A 21,363-nucleotide genomic window follows, 5' to 3' on the forward strand; every position below is an offset into this window, starting at 1 on the left:
GCTGCGTGAACACGGAAAATCATACCCAGACAGCCGCCTTTCTCTGGTCGATTGCCGACTTGCTGCGTGGTGACTTTAAGCAATCCCAATATGGTCGCATCATCCTTCCATTCACCCTGCTGCGGCGCATGGAGTGCGTGCTCGCACCGACCAAGGATGCTGTGATTCGCGAGTTTTACGCCCAAGAAGGCCGCCCAGAAAACGTACGTGAAATGTATATGCAGCGGGCAACAGGCGGCTTGCAATTCTTCAATGCATCGTCACTGACCCTTGCTACCCTTTCCGACACCCAAACTGCTGCCGACCTGATGAGCTATGTTCAGGCCTTCAGCAAAGACGCCAGCGAGATCTTCGAGCACTTCCACTTCGAGGACTTCGTTCAGCAGTTGTCCAGCGCCAACCTGCTCTATCAAGTGGTGCAACAGTTTGCTGCTACCGACCTGAGTCCCGAGCGCATCAGCAACTTCGGTATGGGTATTGTTTTCGAAGAACTGATCCGCAAGTTTGCTGAAAGCTCCAACGAAACGGCCGGGGAGCATTTTACCCCGCGCGATATCGTGCACCTGACTACCTCACTGGTGATTACCAATCAGGATCACAAACTCAAGCCCAACAGCATCGTCACGATCTATGACCCAACAGCGGGCACGGGCGGTTTTCTGTCTGAAGGTGATGAATACATTCAGTCCATCAGCGAAAAAGTTAGCGTCTCACTGCATGGACAGGAGCTGAACCCCGAGTCCTACGCCATCTGCAAAGCGGACATGCTGATCAAGGGCCAGGATGTGGCCAGCATCAAGCTCGGCAATACCCTGGCCAACGATCAACTAGCCGATAAATGCTTCGACTTTATGCTCAGCAACCCACCGTTCGGAGTGGAATGGAAGAAGGTGCAAAAGCAAATCACCGACGAGCACACCCGTAAGGGTTTCGACGGCCGCTTTGGCCCCGGTCTGCCACGGGTGTCCGACGGTTCGCTGCTGTTCCTCCTGCACCTAGTCAGCAAGATGCGTGATCCGCGCGACGGTGGCTCGCGCATCGGCATCATCCTCAACGGCTCGCCGCTGTTTACCGGTGGCGCGGGCTCCGGTGAGTCGGAGATTCGCCGCTACCTGCTGCAGAATGATCTGGTTGAAGCCATCGTCGCGTTGCCGACTGACATGTTCTACAACACCGGCATCGCCACTTATGTGTGGATACTCAGCAACCATAAGGCCGCTAAACGGCAGGGCAAGGTGCAGTTGATCGACGGCAGTCAGCACTACGCCAAAATGCGCAAGTCCCTTGGTAGCAAGCGCCAATACATCACCGAAGATCAAATCAGCGAGCTGGTGCGCCTGTATGGCAGCTTCGAGCACACTGCACAGAGCAAGATCTTCCCTATCGATGCCTTCGGTTACCGTCGCATCACTGTCGAACGCCCGCTGCGCCTGAACTTCCAAACCAGCGCCGAGCGCATCGACAAAGTATTGGAAGAAAAGGCTATTCAAAAGCTCGACGGCGCCGCTCAGCAGCAACTGGTGACGGCCCTACTAGAAATGGACGCAAGCCAGCTGCACCGCAACCGCGAGCGATTTAGCAAGCAACTGAGAAAAGCCCTTGCCGCGCGCAGCATCAGCCTCAGCGCCCCAGAGCTAAAAGCCCTGCTGAATGCCTTGAGTGAGCGCGACCCCGAGGCGGATATCTGCATGACCAAGGGCCAGCCGGAAGCAGACACTGGCCTACGCGACAACGAGAACGTGCCGCTGGGTGAATCCGTATACGACTACTTTCAGCGCGAAGTCATCCCCCATGTACCGGATGCCTGGATCGACGAAAGCAAGACGGATACTCAGGACGGCGAGCTCGGCATCGTCGGCTTCGAAATTCCTTTTAATCGCCATTTTTATGTTTTCCAGTCGCCGCGCCCACTGGCTGAGATCGATAAAGATCTGAAAGCTTGCACGGACCGGATCAAGCAGATGATCGAAGGGCTGTCGGCATGACAAGTTTGTCGGGAGCAAATTTGAATAACGGCGCAGCCGTTGACCCAAGGGGCGAGGGCATGGATAGCCCGAGTACCTTCCCAGCGTATCCGGCGTACAAAGAGTCTGGAGTGGAGTGGCTCGGTGATATCCCTATTGACTGGACGTTATCAAAGGTTAAATACGACTCATACGTTAAGGCTCGCGTAGGGTGGCATGGCCTTAAGTCTGACGAGTTCACAGATGAAGGGCCTTATCTTGTTACGGGGAGTGACTTCAAGAATAGAGTCGTCGAGTGGGCTAGCTGCTATCACTGCACAAGCGAGCGATTTGAACAGGATAAATACATACAACTACGAGAAGGTGATCTTCTCATCACGAAAGACGGAACCATTGGGAAGCTGATTCTTGTCGAGGATCTTCCCGGGCAGGCCACTTTGAACAGTGGAATATTTGTTGTTCGGCCACTTCAGCAAAAATACTCTACACGTTTCTACTTCTGGATTATGCAGTCCTCGGTGTTTCATGATTTTATTGGCTTAAATAAAACCGGAAGCACCATTATCCATTTATACCAAGAGACATTTGAAAATCTACCCTATGCTTTGCCTGCTTTTGTAGAACAAACTCAAATCGCACGTTTCCTAGACCAGGAGATCGCACGCATCGACGCGCTGATTGAAGAGCAGCAGCGTCTGATCGAACTTCTCAAGGAAAAACGCCAAGCCGTAATCTTCCACGCCGTCACCAAAGGCCTCGACCCAGCGGTACCTATGAAAGACTCCGGCGTGGAGTGGTTAGGCGAGGTGCCGATGCATTGGGCTGTTGCACCAACAAGCTATCACTATGAAATTCAACTGGGGAGAATGCTGAACGAGCAACGTGCACAGGGCGAATATTTGAAGCCATATCTCCGAGTATCTGATGTTCAGTGGAATGCAATTAATACGCTTGATTTGCCTTTGATGGACTTCCCCCCGGAGGCTCAGCTCTCATACCGATTAAAGAGTGGAGACTTGCTGGTCAATGAAGGTGGTAGCTATGTTGGTCGCTCGGCAATATGGAGAGGTGAACTGGACGAATGCTATTACCAGAAAGCACTCCATCGATTGCGCCCCCGAGACTCCAGGCAAGATACTGCTGAGTTTTTTTTATACGTGATGGAGATGGCAACTCAAAGAGGGGTATTTGTTGCGGGTGGTAATCAGACTACGATTGACCATCTGACTGCCGAGCAGCTGCGTCAGTACAGGTTTGCTTTTCCGCCTTTAAAGGAACAACAGCAGATAGCAATCCATGTATCTCAAGAAGCATCGAAGGTTTCTTCTACGGTCTGCGAAGCAGAAAAACTTATTATTCTTCTCCAAGAGCGACGCTCCGCGCTGATCTCCGCAGCTGTGACTGGAAAAATCGACGTACGCGGTTGGCAACCCCAGCCAGCGCGCCACCCCCTGAATTAGCACAAGAGGCCGTGTAATGGCGGACAGCAAGGAAGCGCAGTTTCAGCAAGACATTATAGACGCTCTGGCCGCACAAGGCTGGTTGGTGGGCGCGGCCAGCGGCTATGACCGGCGCACCGCGCTGTACACCGAAGATGTGCTGGGCTACTTCAAAGACGCCTGGCCGGAGCGTTGGGACAAGTTCGCCAAGGCCAACCCGAATGCACCAGAAGACGTGCTGGTACAGAAGCTGGTGCGCGAGCTGGAGCAAAGCGGCACCCTGGATGTGCTGCGCCATGGCTTTAAGCTGCCGGCAGTGAAGGTGGAGCTGTGCAGCTTCCAGCCCGATCACGACATGAACCCAGATACCCTCAAGCGCTATGAGTGCAACCGCCTGCGCGTGGTGCCGGAGGTGTCTTACTCGCCACATGCGCGTGAAGTCGGCAGCGGTGGGCAAAGCTACGACCCACGGCTCGATCTGGTGCTATTCGTCAACGGCATCCCCACCGCCACGCTGGAGCTGAAAAGTGAATTCAAGCAGTCGGTGGAAAACGCCAAACGTCAGTACCGTTACGACCGCCCGGTAAAAGAGCCGCTGACGCGCAAACCCGAGCCACTACTGACCTTCAAACGTGGCGCGCTGGTGCACTTTGCCGTGGGCCAAAATGAAGTGGCTATGACCACCAAACTGGCGGGCAAAGACACCTTCTTCCTACCGTTTAACCTTGGCAACGAAGAAGGCGGCGCAGGCAACCCAATGCCTGCCGACGACGGCCAATACGCCACCAGCTATCTGTGGCAACGCCTGTTGCAGCCGGATGCATGGCTCAAGGTGCTGGGCCGCTTCTTGCACTTGGACAAGAAAACCAGCGAAGGCTTCGACGGCACGCCGGTGACCAAGGAAACGATGATATTCCCGCGTTACCACCAGTGGGAGGTGGTCAACACACTGATTGATACAACCCGCGCCGAAGGGCCGGGCAAGCGCTACCTGATCCAACACAGCGCCGGCTCAGGCAAGTCCAACTCCATCGCCTGGACCGCGCATCAACTGGCTTCGCTGTACGACGACGCCGGTCAGCGCCTGTTTAACTCGGTGATCGTAGTCACTGACCGAACAGTGCTCGATAGCCAGTTGCAAAACACCATCTACCAATTCGAGCATGCCCAGAGCGTGGTCAAGCCAATCAGTCGCGAGATCGGCAACCAGAGCAAGTCCGAACAATTGGCGGAGGCGCTGGCTGAGCAGACGCGCATCATCATCGTCACCATCCAGACTTTTCCAGCACTGTTCGATGCGTTAGACAAGTACCCCAAGCTGGCTAGCGGGCGCTACGCGGTAATCGCTGACGAGGCGCACTCTTCGCAGACCGGCTCCTCAGCTAGCAAGCTGAAGCAGATTCTCGGTAGCGATGCGCTAGACGCCGAGGAAATCAGTGCCGAAGAACTATTGGACGCCGCTGTACAAGCGCGCCAACCAAACGAGCGCATCAGCTACTACGCCTTCACTGCAACGCCCAAACCCAAGACCCTGGAGCTGTTCGGTCGTCCGGCTGATCCTACGCTGCCGGCCAGTTCCAGCAATAAGCCGGAGCCTTTTCACCTTTATTCCATGCGCCAAGCTATCGAGGAAGGTTTCATCCTCGATGTGCTGCGCAACTACACCACCTATAACACCGCCTGGAAGATCGCCCACCCGGATGGCGAAGACGACGAGGTGGAGAGCAAGAAGGCACGTATCAAGCTAGCGCGCTGGGTGCGCTTGCATCCGTACAACATTAGTCAAAAGGTTGAGGTGATCGTCGAGCACTTCCGCGCCAATATCCGCAATCTGCTCAATGGCCAAGCCAAGGCGATGGTGGTGACCAGCAGCCGCCAGGAAGCGGTGCGTTATCAGTTAGCGGTGAGAGCGTATGTAAAGCAGATGGGCTACAACGATGTGCACCCGCTGGTGGCATTCTCTGGCAGCGTACTACCAGATGAGGCGATCCCTGAAGAGGTGACGGAAAACAGCAGCCTGCTCAACCCTGGCCTAAATGGCCGCGACCTGGCCCTGGCGTTCGATACCCCAGACTTCAACGTGATGATCGCGGCCAACAAATATCAGACTGGATTCGATCAGCCCAAGCTATGTGCCATGTACGTGGACAAGAAGCTGCAAGGCGTGGACTGCGTACAAACTCTGTCACGGCTGAACCGGACTTTCGGTGACAGCAAGGAAACCTTCATCCTCGACTTCTTCAACGAACCGCAGGATATTCTCGACGCCTTCTTGCCGTACTACACCAAGGCCGAGCTGAGCGATGTAACCGACCCACAAATCATCTATGACCTTCAGAAGAAGCTGGATGCCGAGGGAATTTACTACTGGCAGGAGGTCGAGGCGTTCGCCATGGCTTTCTTCGACCCTAAGGCTGCGGCCAGTAAGCTCAGCTATTACTGCACGCCGGCCAAGGAGCGCTTTGCCAAGCGCTACGCCCTCTCGTTGGAGTCCCGCCAGCAAGCGCTAGATTTCAAACGTACGGCCGAAGCCAACGGTGATGATAACGGACTTAAAAAAGCTGAGTTCACTCTGAAAGAGGCCGGCGAACAAATAGATCAACTCGATCTGTTCCGAAAAAACTTACAGAGCTTCGTACGTCTGTACGAATTCCTCTCGCAGATTGTGGCTTACGAGGACCGCGAACTGGAGCAGCTTTGTGTGTATGCCAAGCATTTGCACCCACTGCTGCGCCTGGATCGTCTGCAACAAGACGACGTGGACGTGGGCGAGCTGCAACTGACCCATTACCGACTGAGCAAGCGTGCCGAGCATCAACTGCACCTGAGCGAAGAACAAGGTAAGTACCAGTTAAAACCTGGCAGCGATGTGGGCAGCGGTAAACCTCACGACCCGGAGAAAAAGCGTTTATCGGAAATCATTGAGGCCCTGAACGAGATATTTGGCGCCGAAGTGAGCGATGACGACCAACTGCAGTTTCTCGCCGGCATCGCTCAACGCATCAGTCGTCAGGAAGATGTGATGGCGCAGGTAAACAACCACTCGGTCGAACAAGTGATGCACGGCCTGTTCCCGAAGCGAGTGCTGAACACCGTACTGGACGCCATGACCGACCACGAAAAACTGTCGCTGGAAGTTTTGGACAACGAAACCAAAAGTCGGGCGTTTGCCCTGGTGATTCTAAAGATGCTGAAGACGACAGCTGGCTTCGATGAGGATCTACGGCACGGTGCCTGATGGGTTATTCATCGAGAAAACTCAATTACTAAAACGACGGCGGAATTTATGGTGCAGGAAAGCTCTGCTGCACCAGTCCCCGTGCTACACAATGGCTTACGTTTTGACAGCGAGGCGGCCCATTTTCAGCGCGACCCCCATCCCCCCACCCTGCGAATGTAGACGCCGCTACCGCTTGCTCAAATCCTCGGCAACAGCCACTTCGTCGTAGTGTGGAAATCGTTGCTTCAGTCGCTCAATCGTCCACCGCCATTTGGGCGTGGTGGGACGACAAATCGTATTCTGATTACCAAACATTCCGACCTCCCGCACAGCCTGACTTACAGGCACGCTCTGCAGCCACTTAATCGGAACAAAGTATTCGCAACGCTCCGGATCGGCGGCAAACTCAGCGTGATAGGTTGCGCGTTTCGCAACCTCCAGCACTGGCCGCTCTTCGCCATCCTGCATGACTGTGAACTCACTTGCAGGCGTGGACGTTCCCAAAACACGCCCAACACCGACATAACCTTGCTGGGGAATATTTACCCAGACCCGATCTCCCGGAGAGAGGAGTTGCAAGGTCTTGCTATACCACGCACCGCCACCACCAGAAATAAAACCGAATTCCACGGCATCAGCCCATGAACGCGAGACGGAATCCCCGAACGAACAGTAAAACTCTCCATTCCAAGGCTCACCGTGTCCTTCACTCGTCGATACGGCGTTTACCTGAGTCTGAACAGGATCAAGTAACCAGGATCGACTCAGCAACTGCTGATCACCTACCTGGAAAACTTGGAAGCAAAGCACGTTGATCGGAATATCTCGCTTGCTGAGGTATTCAACGATTCGTTCGCTACTGGCGTCCAACTCTGTGGCGACGATGATGAGTTGATGGCTTTTATTCAGATCATCATCGTCAAGCACACGACCAAAACGCGCGAGAAAATCTGCATACAAGCTGCCCCCAGGTCGGAACCGTTGATAAATCGCCGCGATTTCGTTCTCACGCAGACTTTCTACCCAAACGGCATAGTCGAGGGCCTGAGCAACGACCTCCCGGGGCGTGCGATCTCTTTTGAGCTCAATCAGCACCAGACTTCCATCAGGTGCGATGGCCAGTAGGTCAATGCGGCCGCCCATTCCGGTGGATTCTTGCCTGCCTATCAGCATCCATTCCTCAGAGAGAATGCTGGGAGAGCTGATGATCATTTCCTCAAGTAGCTGCTCGCTGGCCAATCGGCTTAGGCGAAGCTTGTTCGGTACAAGACCGACGGTCCAGACGTCCGTTTTGATAGGCAAGTTTTGAGTCCTTTGGGATTTGCGTAACCGAGCGATGAATGGTGATTGCTACCTTGATGACTGGTCAAGACAAGGGAGTGAGTCGTCCTCTCCGAATAATGGCACAACAGCATCACAAAAAATGCTTTACTAATTTCTACAGGGAAACGTGCCATTTGCTAGATCGAACAATAATGAGGGGCTGAAGCCTGCTCAGATACCCAGATTAGATACATAGGTCAAGGAGACCAGCCATGTCAGAAGTCAGAAATATCAAGGATCAAAAGCTTCTGTACCACCTTACCTCGACTGAAAACCTCGACGGGATATTTAGAGAAGGCCTGAAACCTCGGGCTGCTCTCACCACCTTTATTGACGTAGCCGACAGCGAGATTCTGAAAAAACGCCAAGCCCTTGAGCTTGATCGCTATGTGCCCTTTCACTGGTTTGCTGCAAATCCATTTGACGGAAGCGTGCAGTTCAATAGACCAAAATCAACATTTGTGCTGATCTCGGTTTACCGATCACATGCCCAAAAAAATGGCTGGAAAGTCATTCCTCGCCACCCGCTGGCAAACGATGAGATTCAGCTACTTGAGTACGACCAGGGCTTCGAATCCATCAACTGGGAGATCATGAGCACTCGATACTACCAGGACCACGACTGCAAGAGCATTTGCATGGCTGAATGCCTCTCTCCCGGCATCGTCGCTCCGAATGATTTTTCTACACTTTTTGTTCCGAATTCTGATGTCGAGACGCTTTGCACGGAAAAAATGCGGGAGGCCGGTGTTAATGTACGCCTCACCGTGAATCCCGGAATGTTTCGCAAATGATCTACAGCAGACTGAATCCAGAGAAAGCTCTGATTTGGCGTATCGTCCATCGGGACAACCTGCCTTGGATTCTGGATAACGGTCTGCACTGTGCAAATTCGAACGTTCAGTCACCGCAGTACGTAAACATCGGCAACCCTGACTTGATCGACAAACGCCGAACCCGCCACGTCCCCATAGCTCCGGGAGGGGTATTGGCCGACTACGTGCCCTTCTATTTCACGCCCTTCTCTGTGATGATGAAAAATATCCACTCGGGGCGGAGTGTTCAGCAGCGCAGCAATGACGAGATCGTGATTCTGGTCTCTAGCCTGTACCGCATTGAGCAGATGGGCCTTCCGTTTGTCTACACGACAGCGCATGCCTACCCCGATTGGACAGACTATTACAGCGACCTGGCGAATCTCGGCCAGATCGATTGGTCTATCATTCAACGGCGCGACTTCAAACGGGAACCTGACGACCCTCGGAAGATGGAGCGGTATCAGGCCGAAGCGCTGATCCACAATCATCTACCGATTACAGGACTCCTTGGCATCATGTGCTACACCGATGCAATGAAAAAACGCATAGAGCAGGACGTAGCCGCCAGGGGCCTTGCGTTGCCTGTTCATGCGCGTCCGGGATGGTATTTCCAATGATCCGTTTTACCCAAGGCAACCTTCTGGAAGCCAAAACCGAAGCCCTGGTCAATACGGTGAATACCGTGGGCGTGATGGGTAAAGGTATCGCGCTGATGTTCAAAGAGCGCTTCACGGAGAATTACCGCCTGTACTCGGCTGCCTGCAAGGCTGGTGAAGTGGAGACAGGTAAGGTTCACGTAACGGCGGCCAACGAACTGGACGGGCCACGCTGGATCGTGAACTTCCCGACCAAACGGCACTGGCGCTCACCGTCGCAAATGGCGTGGATAACCGAAGGCTTGCACGACCTACGTCGTTTCCTGATCGAAAACGATGTGAAGTCCGTAGCGGTTCCACCTCTAGGCGCCGGTAACGGTGGTTTGAAATGGCCAGAGGTTCGCGAACAGATTGTTGAGATCCTGAGTGATCTTGATGTCGATGTGCTGGTGTTCGAGCCTTCTAACCAGTATCTGAACGTCGCCAAGCGTAGCGGTGTGGAGAAGCTCACGCCTGCTCGTGCACTGATTGCCGAACTGGTTCGTCGCTACTGGGTTCTGGGTATGGAATGCAGCCTGCTTGAGATTCAGAAGCTGGCCTGGTTCCTTGAGCGCGCCATCGAAAAGCTGCCAAACACCGAAAACCCTCTGAATCTTCAGTTCGTTGCTCACAAGTACGGGCCGTATGCCAACCGGTTGGAGCATCTGCTCAATAACCTGGATGGCAGCTATCTGCATTGTGACAAGCGCATCAGTGATGCGGGTATCAGCGACGTGATCTGGTTTGACGAAGGGCGCAAAGCGTTCCTACAGACTTATCTTCAAACAGAGGCGAAGGAATACGCCCAGGCCTTGGAGCGTACCGCCGATTTGATCGATGGCTTTGAGTCGCCTTTCGGCATGGAATTGTTGGCTACGGTTGATTGGTTGGTGAGCCAGGATGGGATTTCGCCGACTGTTCCTGCCGTGCGCGAGGCATTGAAGCATTGGGATGGCGGAGCAGGTGCTGCGGCTCGTAAAAGCAAGCTGTTCGATGATCAGGCGCTTGGTATCGCGCTGAAGCGGCTGACTTCCACTAGTTTCAAGCCGGAAGTGGCGACCTGTTAGGGGTAACGCGTGACTGGACAATTATCCAACAGGTTGTTGGACAATCTCAGCGTTCATCGCTTCGATGACGCTCCGCAATTGTGCAAGTACTTCTTGCACAATTAGAGCTCATCGCTTCGGGGACTGTCGGATACCAAAAAGGTCTTGCCAAGCAAGACCTTTCTTCATACCCGGGGTAAGCACGGCCCCTTGCTACCTCACCTCAACAATATCCAACGCCCGATTCGCCAACAGTTCACTCACCTCAATCACCTGCAAAATCCCCAACGCAAAATGCCGTCGTGATCCCTCAAGACCAAACGCCAAATCACTGATCATGGCATTGGCCGAAGCCAGGTTTTCACTGAGGTTGGCAAGCAGACATTCCGAATCAACATCAGGTGCGATACGAAAAATAGTGTTGGGCTTGTCAGACGTTTCGCTCTTCGGCGCAGGCTTCAGGTAGTAATCCAACGCCCGGTTGGCAGCATCATCAAGCTTGTTGTTACGAGCAGACTGAGCGCGAGACACATGCTCATCTGTGGTCGGAGGGTTCGGTGTAATTTTGACCATAGCCTTAACTCTCTTTGGTGAGGCCACGACCCTCTCGCTGCTAAACGAGTGGGTGGCAGCTGTACGCGGGTTAGCAGACCGACGAGTTAAGAAATCGGCGCGCCCGAGGGCGCCCCACGCACAGCCGCCATCAAGTGCAGGGATGGGAATACCTGACTGATGAAGCTTGATGCGACTCAACTCGACGGGCTGCTAAACCCGATCACTGATGGGCAGTGACAGGATCAAAACTACCGACGCGGCCAAGGACGCACAAGCCGGCGGATTCTGGCGTAGTTGTAGGCAATGGCGCAAGGCGATGTCGGTCGTGGCGAGTCTCGTGGAGTCACGATAAACAGCTGGCTGGAATGTTGCTGATGCACCGCTATCGCGAGCAAGCTCGCTCCCACAGAGGAGCTTGTGTACATACGTCGCGGGGAAATGCATTCGCAACCGACTGCATCCTTGCAGCCAGTCTGCGAAGAGGGTTACGACTCGTTGTTCAATGGGGCTTGCGAGCAACGTCGCAATGAATCAGGCGGGATATCTCGATCATATCCACAACGGTTTTGTCATCGACCTCAAACCCGCTGCCTGCCCCCCCCCTGCGTCGCTATTACTTGAGTGTGACGTCGAGCATCGGCGGGATGTAGCCGTAGTCGTACTCGGCCACCACGAACGTCTGCTGCCCTTTTATTTTCATGCCCACCGTGGGTGCCTCGGTGCCACCCACACGAATCTGCGTGCCGGTTTCGTCGGTCGGTACGCTGTCGATGAAGGAGGTCACCAGGCCGTTTGGCATTACATAGTGCGAGTAGGTCTGGAATGGCTGGGAGGACGGGTTGCCCAGCACCAGGCCGGATCCGTTCAGCGGCACGTAAGGGCCGAAGAGCGAGTCCGCGACGAAACCGTACACGCCGTCCGGCCCGGTCACGCCGTCGGCGTAGGTGAAGGTATGGCTGATCGTGAACAGGTAGTACTTGCCATCCTGGAACACGAAGTGCGGGCGTTCGGTCTGGTCGTTTACGCCCACGGCGGTCAGCAGTGGCGGCAACATTTCCCAGTCGTCACCGTCCGCGTCGCGGGCCACGGCGATGCCGACGCAGGCGGTCTGGAAGCGCGAGTTGCCGACATCTTCATAACCCGGTGGCACATCGCCGATTTCTGCCTCGCCTACTTTGTGCGAGCCGCGCTCACCGGCCACGTTGCCCTCGAACAGCATGTACAGCTTGCCGTCTTTCGGGTCGCGGAAAGGCCATGGGTCGCGGAAACCCCAGAACGCGTTTTGTGCTTCGGTCTGGTACATATTGCCGTCGGCCTCGAACAGCCGCTTGACCTTCTCGAAGCCGACCATGCTGACACCGTGTTCAGTGGTCACCACCCGACCGCGCACCTTGACGATGGTCGCGCCCGGGGTGACGGCGGTGTAATACAGGTCCACTTCACCGCGGTCGTTCAACAGGATCGGCGTACCGGCCCATTCGCGAGCGGTCGGCGAAACGCCTTCGGCCATTACACGGCCACCGAATTCCCAGTTCTTGCCGGTACGAGAGAACCAGTAGTACATCTTTGCCCGACCGTGACGATCGTTCCAATCGCGGAGGATGTCGTAGTTACCGTCCTCGTCGAGGTACTGCGGGTCGTTTGGATGACGATCGGCCGTCAGGGTGAAGATCACCGACCAGCCATCGACGGACGTCACGTTACCGTCCAGGTCGCGCAGGGGCATGGTGTCCCAGATGAACACGTCGTTGTTCAGTACCGGGAAATCCGCGCTGACCAGCGGTTGAGTGGTGGTGGGGTCATCTGCCCGGACTTTCAACGCGTCAGCGCGGGTCCAGAGGCTGGGTTGATGTGGGGTTGCACCGAATTTTTCAGTGGTGGTTTTCATGAGTTATTGCCTCGTCCATGAATGGATTCAAATAAATAGTGATTTAGAAATACTGTATGCACATACAGATAAACCACCTTATAGAGGCTCATGCATGCGGGTCAAGCAAAAAAATGCATTTGTGCATAATCGTGTTTTTCTTTTAGCTGATACGTTTCAGCCATGAACGTTTCGAGAAGTTCATTCCTGTGGAGATCGACGACGTTGCCTGCACGGTTGGTGCTCTGAACGCCGTTCAATGGAAAGCGCGCTTAACTGGGCAACGGGCGGAAGGAGTGCATATAGGGTTCAGTCAACTGAGCTTGCGCGTTCTGCGCAAAGCCCAATGTCGAGAGTGAGCGAAGGGCATCGCGGGCAAGCCTTGCTCTCACAATGGTTTGGCTTGGTTGAGGGGGTGGGTTTGCCGGCCTCTTCGCGAGCAAGCCCGCTCCCACAAGGGTCTGGCTTGGTTGACGGGGAGGGTTTGCTGGCCTCTTCGCGAGCAGGCTCACTCCCACAGGGGGATGGCGGGGGACGTGAGGTTTGTGCAGAAAAGCATCGAGCATGTGACTAAACCTGCCCGATGCCAACGACCTGACCTGTCACCCCAACGCATTCAAACAAACCACCTTCGGCTGAGAAGGTCAGGCATAAGGCTTGAACTCATTGTTATCCCGGGCCAGTAACTGCATCAGTTTTGGGTGGATAAAGAGCTTTTCCTTGCCGACCTGTGTTTCTTGGAGAACGCCGACGTCGACGAGATCTTTGAGGTAGCGAGAGGCAGCCTGGCGCCCGGCAATTTGTTTCTCGACGAGGTTATGGATGCGGCAATACGGTTGTTCGAAGATCACATCCACCAATTCACGGGAATAGATTTTCGGCAGTTGCTCACGAACGAATTGGGTGGTGTGTTCGGACAGGCTGCGGATGGCGGCGATTTTGGCGCAGGTCCAGCGGGCGGTTTCTTCCACGGCGCTAAGCATGTAGAGCAGCCAGGGTTCCCATGCCTGTTCGCGGGTGACGTCGAGCAGGAGACGGTAGTAATCGGCTCGGTGGGCAATGATGTAACGGCTGAGATAGAGAATCGGTAGGTTCAGAAGCCCTTCCTGAATCAGAAACAGCGTATTAAGCACCCGCCCGGTACGGCCATTGCCATCGGTGAACGGGTGAATAGCCTCGAACTGGTAATGCCCGACGGCCATACGCACCAGTGGGTCCAGATCCGTCTCGTTGTGCAGGAAACGCTCCCAGTTGGCGAGTAAATCACGCAGATGGTTTTCGCCGTCCGGTGGGGTGTAGATGATCTCGCCGGTACGGTCGTTGGCTAGTTGGGTGCCCGGTACGCGTCGGATGTCCATGTTCACGCCCTTGAGCGTACGGCAGATCTCGACTGCCGTGCCCGTGGATAAGGGACGCTCGGCCAGTGACAGGTAGCCATGGTGCAGGGCTTTGCGGTAACGCAAGGCTTCCTTGGTCGCCGGATCGGCATGGCCGTCAGCCTCCTGGGCATGCTGAAAGAGCAAGTCCGTGGTGGTGACGATGCTTTCGATTTCGGAACTGTCCTTGGCTTCCAGCAAGGGAATGGTGTTGATCAGCACCGTTTGGTTGGGGATCAGTTCGGCGGCTTGCTTCAACTCAGCCAAGGCCGTGCGCGCCCCGATACAGCGTTTGAGTACTGCACGGGTTTCCAGTTCGGCTGCTGGAGGGAGGGAAGGTAATTGGTTATACGGCTTATCGGCCTGCCAGACCTTAGGGGCTGCAATCATGGGCGATCCTGGTCCTTGGGAGTATCGATCAAGGGCAAGGGCGTTCAATCAGATGCCCTCTCGTGTCGTCAGTGTAAACACGAGGGGATAACGTGTCGCTTTTTTTCGTTTTTTGCGACACGTTCCGCGCTCATGTCGCTGGCGACGACATGAGCACGGAACGTGTTGTCGAAATGGCGTTTTAGCGACATGACAGGTTTCTGCACAATTGACAGTTCGAAAATTTTCCGCTGGCTCGCTCTCGCAAGGGGTTTCGGCGTATGCCTGGTGCGCCGTGCGAATTAAAGATTTGCCCTACACCAACCGCTTCTTTTCCTGACTTATTTCCCCAGTCGTCCGCGGCAAAGTCTCGCGCCTCCCCCTGCGCCGCGAGAGGCCTGCATGCGTGTCCTCAACCAAATGCTTGCCTTTGGCAATGTCATTGGTTCGTTGGTGACGGCGGCCTTGGACCAGAAGCAGGCCGATGCCTAGCCGATGCAGCAGAATTTCCGGCGCTGCCTGAACGATTACGACAGTTGCCCGTCGGCTACATGCCAGCACCATAACCGATCAACCAGAGCCCCCTAACTATGACCATCAACTTAAAAGAAACATCCTATACGCCCCCAATGCCTCCCACCAATACCAAACCAACCTTCCAAATAGTCTCAAAAAACAAATTATTTTTTATGTTCTGGCTAACTCTTGGTTACTACCTATTCTACTGGACATACAGAAACTGGAAGACATACCGAGCCACAACAAACGCGAAGATCCTTCCTTTAATACGAACCCTATTTGGACTATTTTTTATATATTCGCCACTTATGAAAATAGACCACCAACTAAAGACACACAACAAAGAATACAAGTGGAGTCCGCGCCTCCTAGCCTCAGGACTAATAATCTCAGGATGCATAGTAATCTATTGCCTCCTTCCCCTTGGGGGTTTAGGAGACGGATACTTACTCCCCATAATAAATTTATTTTTAGACCTGTACTGCTTACTTAAAGTCCAATCTGCCATAAACCATTTGGGCGATGACCCACAGGGACAGCAGAATGCCAACATAACGGTCGCCAATTGCGCCTGGATTTCGTCAATGTGGTTGGGATTACTCCTTTGGGGAATTGTAGAAACCACGATATGTGGCCCATACAATCGCTATAGGCCTGACTCCCCTACAAGATGGGTCTTTTGCAATGTGAGTGTGGTGGACATCTTTAAGGCCGCCGCTATATCGCTCACCCATAAGCACTCTTCCTAAATTTATGCTGGCGGCTCGCACAAAAAAGGCCTTTCCAAGAAAGGCTTTCTTATTTTCGAAGGAGATGATCCTTTTTTACCTTATATGAACAATAGCGCAATGGTGAAGAACCTGTACGAGCCGTCGGGCATTTCTTTCTCATTACCGAATCTGGCTACATATAGAGAAAACCGGCGCGACCAAGAAACAATGTTATCGGTGCCTAAAGACTATTTTTTAATGGCTAAGGGCAAAGTAGCGACTGCAAATCACAGATGAACCTGTGGAAGCGAGCAAGCTCGCTCCCACAGTGGGCTTCAATTTTCATGAGTAAGAGATCAAGTATCTCAGTTTCAGCCGTCAACTCTAAAGCTCAGCCTGCAAGCAATATGACGTAACCATGCCTCACCCGTCTCCCATGCGCGCCAGTAACTGTAATAACAACTCAGCTCCCTCAATAAATACGCCCTTAACTCCAATTCACTCTTCTTCCTCTCAAGCAGGCTATTGACTTCTAGTTGAACAGCCCTCAAATCGTCAATATCAGACTCTGCTAGAAAAGCGTCGAGGACCTCCTCAGCCGTTCCATGTTCATCAGGCCAATCTTGGTGGAAATAGGCCCCAAAAAAATCATGTAATTCAGGAAATTCTATATTCATACTTCCGGAAATCCTGTTAGCAAAAAATATCCTGTTGGGCTTCGTTGATCTTTCTTCAAGACCAACAATACTTTTGACGCGGGTAGATAATCGGTACGACCATTTAACAGACTGATTCCCACTGGTTGGCTAAACGTATGTTTAATAGTTGTCTTTTCTTTTGGCCCGGCTAAGAAATTTTCGATTTTCTGTTCATTTGCCGCCATTGCTCTCGCCGCTGAAAACTCAGCAGTAGATCTATCAGGAAACGTAGAGGCTGCGGGAATATGCGGCTCTGCCTCCAGTCTCTGGGCCAGTTGAGCATTTGTTCTGCCGATATGCTTCTCAATCAGATGCCCACCACGCGCCTCATGCGCAGCCAAACCTCCCCCCGGCACAATCTCGCTGAATGGTCCATCGGCTTCGATATCGCCAGGGCACCGGCACGACAACCCCAACGGATCCACCCACCCCGTCGGGTTCAGGGTGTACCGATACCCATTAAGCCCTCCCGCCAGTTTGCTCGGGTCAGGCGTCAAATAGCGACCAGTCTCAGGATTGTAGTAGCGGTGCCGGTTGTAGTGCAGGCCGCTTTCCGGGTCGAAGTATTGGCCCTGGAAACGCAGGGGCTGTTCCAGTGGCTCACCGTCGCCGTGCTGGAGCTCGGTGACTTGGCCGTAGCCGTTGTAGCGCGCCGACCAGACGATCTGGCCGGCCGGGTTGGTCAGTTCCTGGGGTGTGCCCAGGTGGTCCAGGTGGTAGTAGAACGATGTGGTTTTTTCCGGGCCTTCGCCCTCAAGTAGGGCCAGTGGACGGAAGGTGCCCGGTTCGTAGACGTAGCTGCGGTGGTGGCGCGGGCTGTTTTCGGCGACGACCTGGTCGCCCTGCCAGAAAAACTCCGTGGTCAGGCCGTCCGTGGTCTTGCTGATGCGTCGGCCGAAGGCGTCGTAGCGGTAGGACGTTTCGCGGCCATCGGCCGTGGTGATGCCGATCAGGCGGTGCTGGCTGTCGTAGCGGTAGGCGCTGACCAGGGTCTGGCCGCGGCGTTCGCGGATCAGGTTGCCGAAGGCGTCGTAGTCGTAGTGGCGGTCGCCCTCCCGCAGCAGGCGGTTGCCCTTGACGGTGGTCGGGCCGGGGCGGTCCTGCATCAGCAGGTTGCCGGCCGGGTCGTGGCTGAAGTGTTCCGGCGGCTCGCTGTGGGAAAAGTCGATGCGGGTCAGGCGATCCAGCGGGTCGTACTGGTAGCTGCGGCGGTTTCGCTTGTCGGAAAGGGTCTGAAGGTTGCCTCGGGGGCTGTAGGTATAATCGCGCCAGAACAGTTGCTGCTGTGGGTTCTGCCACACGGTCTGGGCCTTGAGGCGGCCCTGTTCGTCATACGTGTAATCACTGAGCAACCGGCCCTGCTGGCGTTGTCGTTCGCGACCGCCGTCAAAGCGGTGTTCGGTCAGGCGCGCGCCGTTGAGGTCGATGGCGGTCAGCGCGCCCCCGGGGGCGTGGTGGTAGTCGAGCTGGCTGTCGTCCGGCAGGCGCAGGTGGTTGAGGCGTCCGCAGGCATCGTAGCGATAACGCAGGGTGCCCCAGCCCTGGTGTTCGCTGGTCAAGCGGTCCTGGGCGTCGTATTCGAAGGCCAGCGGATGGTCGCTGCCGTCGTCGACGTGGACCAGCCGGCCCAGTTCGTCGTAGCGGTATTCGATGGCCTGGCCGTCGGGCAAGGTCTTGACCCGCAGGCGCCCGGCCGCGTCACGCTGGTACCGGGTGACCCGTTGCGAGCCGTCCTCGCCGTGCTCGGTTTTTTCCAGCAGGTGGCCGTTGAGGTCGTAGGCGTAGGCGGTGCGTTGCCCGTCGAAGCCGGTTTCCTGTCGGATCAGTCCGCCGGGCGTGTAATCCAGCTGATATTTTTCGCCGGATTCGTTTTCAATTTCCGTCAGCAACAGCCGCGCCGAGTCGTAGCGATACTTCACCTCGCTGCCGTCGGGGTTCAGGCGGCGGCTGACCAGGTGCAGGTCGTCGGCGTATTCGTAGCGGGTGATCCGCCCCTGCTCGTCGCGCTCGGCGATGACCTTGCCGTAGGCGTTGTAGCTCCAGGCCCGAGTGGCACCGGTGGGCAGGGTCACTTGCAGCAGCCGGCCGACGGCGTCCCATTGGTAGTGCGTGAGGGCGCCGTGTTCGTCCCGGCGGCTGAGCAAACGTCCCAGGGCGTCGTAGGTAAAACACCGGCGACCGCCGTCGGGCAGGGTCTCTTCGGTCAGTTGGCCCAGGCGACTCCAGGTGAAACGATGTTCGCCACCGTCCGGGTCATACCGCGCCAGCAGTTGCCCATGGGCGTCGTAGGCATATTCCGTACGCTGGCCGTCGGGATCGATGCTGGCGATTACATCGCCCCGGGCATTGCGGCGGTAGGTCCACACGGCCTGGCCGCGCTGCCGGGCGTGCAGGAAACCGTTGCGGTATTCGTAGGACGTTGGCGCCTCGTCCGGTGGAATCAGCGCCACTAGCCGTCCGACGTCGTCGTAGCGGTATTCGCTGACCGCCCCCAGCGGGTCCTGTTCGGCGATCAACCGGCCCTGTTCGTCATAGGCCTTGAGGTGCTCGCCGCCGTCGGGCTCGACCTTGCGCACCAGCCGTGCCCGATCGTCGTGGACATACACTTCCTGGCTGCCATCCAGGTGCCGCACCGTGACGCTGCCGTCTTCGCCCCAGGTGTAGCGGCTGTCCATCTGCGCAAACGAGGCCCAATGCCGTACGCAGCGGGACGCCGCCCCGACGCCTTGCCACTCCCAGTAGAAACTCGCCCCGCCGGCCAGTTGCCGCTGGAGGATGACGTGCTGGTCGTCGTAGTCGTAGCGTTCGCTTTCACCGGCGGCATTGGTCGCTTCGATCAGTCGGAAACGTCCGTCGTAGCGGTAGGACATCAGCGTCTGTTCGGTCCGCCAGGCGTCGTCGAGGGTGATGGCCGGGTGGAAGCTCTGGTAGTCGACGGCGGTCAGGTGGCGCTGTGCGTAACGCAGGCGCAGGGAGCGCCCGGCGCCGTTGTCCAGTCGGCTGACGTCGCCATGGATGTTGCGCTGGACCGTCAGGCGGTTCTCGTAGCGGTCGCTGAGGGCGATCAGATGGCCGTCGCGAAAGTGTAGGAACGGGGCGTCTTCGCCGGGTTGGGCGACGATCAACTCGTCCGGCTCGCTGCTCAGGTAGATGGCCGCGCGGGCCAGGCTGTTGTGGATCGCCGGACGCTGGGTGGTGGGCCGGAGGAAGGTGGTGCGGCGGTTTTCCTGGTCGACCCAGATGACCTCCTCGCCTTCGATCAAAAGGCGATGGGCCAGGGCATGGCTCCAGCCGCGCCCGAGTCCGATGTCCAGGTCGGCGGCGCTGGTGCGGTACAAACGAGTGAAGATAAACGGCAAACGCCCGTCGAGGGTGCCGTCGTCCAGGGTCAGCAGTTCTTCGCCGGTGACCATCGACACCGGGCAGCCGCTGGTCTGGGTCTGGGCCGCGGTGTCGGCGCTGTCGCCGTTGGGGTTTTTCGATTGGGATGGGGCGTCGTCGTGGGGTTCGTGTTCGCTCAGGCGGGTAGAAGGCTGGGATTTTTCCCGCGCCACGGCGGCCGGATTGCTGACGGACAATGGTGCTGAGTGTTCAGGGGTGATGTGCAAAGGTCCGACAGGCGTCGGTTTTAAAGGCCCGCGCTGGCTGACCACCAACGGTTTGAGCACATCGGCATGTTGATTGAGCCGGTCGGGGGTGAGTTGGCCCAGTTTCAGGCTCGACGCCATTAACCACTCCCGGGCCCGCTCCGAGCGGAGCCGGCCCAGCACTTTGCCGCTCATGCGCAGACCCAGCCCCCCGGTCAAACGCATCAACAGGAAATTGATCAGCACCGAAGCGCGCATTTCACCCACGACTTCAGCCATGTACTGGGGTGGCAGCATCCGCAGCCAACTGACGAACGCCGCCATGTGAACGAAGAGCAACGGCTCGTCGCTCAACACCATCAGCCCTTTGGCGATCGCCTCGGATGAGGCCTTCAGTAGCTGTTCAAGCTCGGCCTGGGTCAGGTACTCCAGCAGCTTTTCACTGTTGGCCTGCAGGTCGGCCAATAGCCCGAAAACCTGTTTAACGTCGTCCCACAGCTGATGCAGGGCATTTTTGAAGCCGTGCCAATCGGCTTGCTGCAACTGACCGTAACGCTCGAGAAACCCGGCATCGGAAAACTCCGCCCACAGCGGTTGAAACTGCTCCCACTCCGCCTTCAGCCAACCCTCAAGTTCATCGACCATGCCTTGGTAAGACGCGTACAACGCCTTGACGTGATCAGCCGTGACATGGGGGAAAAAGGTGATGCGATAACGCTGGCCTCGCCAACACTCAGGCACTTCCAGGATGCCGCTGGGACCGATCACGCGGTGGAGCGGCTCACCGAATGTTTCCTGCCCAGGTTCGCCACCAATCACCGGTTCCAACATCACCGGTGTGTCGCCGATCGGCACAAAGCGCGCCGCCTGGAACATGTGCACCAGCGTCAGCGGCCCCTCCGCCGGGCAGGCCACCACCGTGGCGCTGACGGGCGAGTCCTGGTTTTTTGGTACCGAGAGGGACACCTCATTGCCGACCTTGAACACTTGCTCAAGATCCAACGCCCAGCCGGCCCAGAAGTTTTCAGCCCAGGCGTCGTAGTCGTTCAGGCAGTTTCGAAAGTCCTGGAAAACCGCTTCGACATCCGGCTGCTCGGGGTCCATGGCGGCCATCACCAGCGAACCAATGACGTTGCCCTGGGCAAGAATTTTGTCGTAGCTGGGCATGCAGGAATCTCGGTGCGGGAGCGGACGCGAGACTCTGCCGGGGATGACAGGGGAATTCAGTCAGTGGAGG

The 21,363-nt window shown here is 56.0% G+C and carries 12 protein-coding genes; 6 read left to right on the plus strand and 6 right to left on the minus strand.

What is annotated here, in order from left to right; translation table 11 throughout:
• Positions 1-5: 5 nt before the first annotated feature.
• Genes AC515T_RS25555 through AC515T_RS25565 form a run of 3 tightly spaced genes read left to right on the plus strand, consistent with a single transcriptional unit; the run spans position 6 to position 6,641 of the window.
• Positions 6-1,985 (plus strand): type I restriction-modification system subunit M, encoded by a 1,980-nt coding sequence (locus AC515T_RS25555; protein ID WP_496530482.1) that lies wholly within the window; start codon positions 6-8, stop codon positions 1,983-1,985.
• A 59-nt stretch (positions 1,986-2,044) separates the two neighbouring features.
• A complete protein-coding gene (locus tag AC515T_RS25560) occupies positions 2,045-3,424 on the plus strand; it encodes a restriction endonuclease subunit S (RefSeq protein WP_496530483.1) in 1,380 nt (459 codons plus the stop codon).
• Between the two features lie 16 nt (positions 3,425-3,440).
• Positions 3,441-6,641 carry a type I restriction endonuclease subunit R gene (locus AC515T_RS25565; RefSeq protein WP_496530484.1) on the plus strand — a complete coding sequence of 1,067 codons (3,201 nt, stop codon included), beginning with the start codon at positions 3,441-3,443 and terminating at the stop codon, positions 6,639-6,641.
• Between the two features lie 168 nt (positions 6,642-6,809).
• Here AC515T_RS25565 and AC515T_RS25570 read toward each other — a convergent pair whose 3' ends face one another.
• The gene (locus AC515T_RS25570; RefSeq protein WP_496530485.1) at positions 6,810-7,925 is read right to left on the minus strand and encodes an endonuclease NucS domain-containing protein; all 1,116 of its coding nucleotides are present in this window, start codon (positions 7,923-7,925) and stop codon (positions 6,810-6,812) included.
• A 233-nt stretch (positions 7,926-8,158) separates the two neighbouring features.
• On the opposite strand from AC515T_RS25570, the gene AC515T_RS25575 reads away from it, so the two are divergent.
• From AC515T_RS25575 to darG, 3 genes are read left to right on the plus strand one after another with little or no spacing between them, the layout of a single operon-like run.
• The gene (locus AC515T_RS25575; RefSeq protein WP_496530486.1) at positions 8,159-8,740 is read left to right on the plus strand and encodes a DarT ssDNA thymidine ADP-ribosyltransferase family protein; all 582 of its coding nucleotides are present in this window, start codon (positions 8,159-8,161) and stop codon (positions 8,738-8,740) included.
• A complete protein-coding gene (gene darT / locus AC515T_RS25580; RefSeq protein WP_496530487.1) occupies positions 8,737-9,381 on the plus strand; it encodes a type II toxin-antitoxin system toxin DNA ADP-ribosyl transferase DarT in 645 nt (214 codons plus the stop codon). Before AC515T_RS25575 ends, darT begins: the two co-directional genes overlap by 4 nt.
• A complete protein-coding gene (darG, locus tag AC515T_RS25585; RefSeq protein ID WP_496530488.1) occupies positions 9,378-10,466 on the plus strand; it encodes a type II toxin-antitoxin system antitoxin DNA ADP-ribosyl glycohydrolase DarG in 1,089 nt (362 codons plus the stop codon). The genes darT and darG overlap by 4 nt, the downstream gene beginning before the upstream one ends.
• Positions 10,467-10,658: 192 nt before the next feature.
• Here darG and AC515T_RS25590 read toward each other — a convergent pair whose 3' ends face one another.
• The 5 genes from AC515T_RS25590 to AC515T_RS25610 all read right to left on the minus strand — a co-directional run bounded on the left by AC515T_RS25590 (position 10,659) and on the right by AC515T_RS25610 (position 21,293).
• Complete coding sequence (locus AC515T_RS25590; RefSeq protein ID WP_496530489.1) at positions 10,659-11,018, minus strand: DUF6124 family protein; 360 nt, start codon at positions 11,016-11,018, stop codon at positions 10,659-10,661.
• Positions 11,019-11,613: 595 nt separating this feature from the next.
• Positions 11,614-12,888: a glycoside hydrolase family 68 protein gene (locus tag AC515T_RS25595; protein ID WP_496530490.1), complete on the minus strand. Its 1,275-nt coding sequence runs from the start codon at positions 12,886-12,888 to the stop codon at positions 11,614-11,616.
• Positions 12,889-13,511: 623 nt separating this feature from the next.
• A complete protein-coding gene (fic, locus tag AC515T_RS25600; protein WP_496530491.1) occupies positions 13,512-14,633 on the minus strand; it encodes a protein adenylyltransferase Fic in 1,122 nt (373 codons plus the stop codon).
• A 1,579-nt stretch (positions 14,634-16,212) separates the two neighbouring features.
• Positions 16,213-16,518, minus strand: a complete 306-nt coding sequence (locus AC515T_RS25605) for a contact-dependent growth inhibition system immunity protein (RefSeq protein ID WP_496530492.1) — start codon at positions 16,516-16,518, stop codon at positions 16,213-16,215.
• The gene (locus AC515T_RS25610) at positions 16,515-21,293 is read right to left on the minus strand and encodes an RNase A-like domain-containing protein (protein WP_496530493.1); all 4,779 of its coding nucleotides are present in this window, start codon (positions 21,291-21,293) and stop codon (positions 16,515-16,517) included. The genes AC515T_RS25605 and AC515T_RS25610 overlap by 4 nt, the downstream gene beginning before the upstream one ends.
• Positions 21,294-21,363: the final 70 nt, after the last annotated feature.

The organism is Pseudomonas sp. FSO-7 (genome assembly GCF_059579345.1).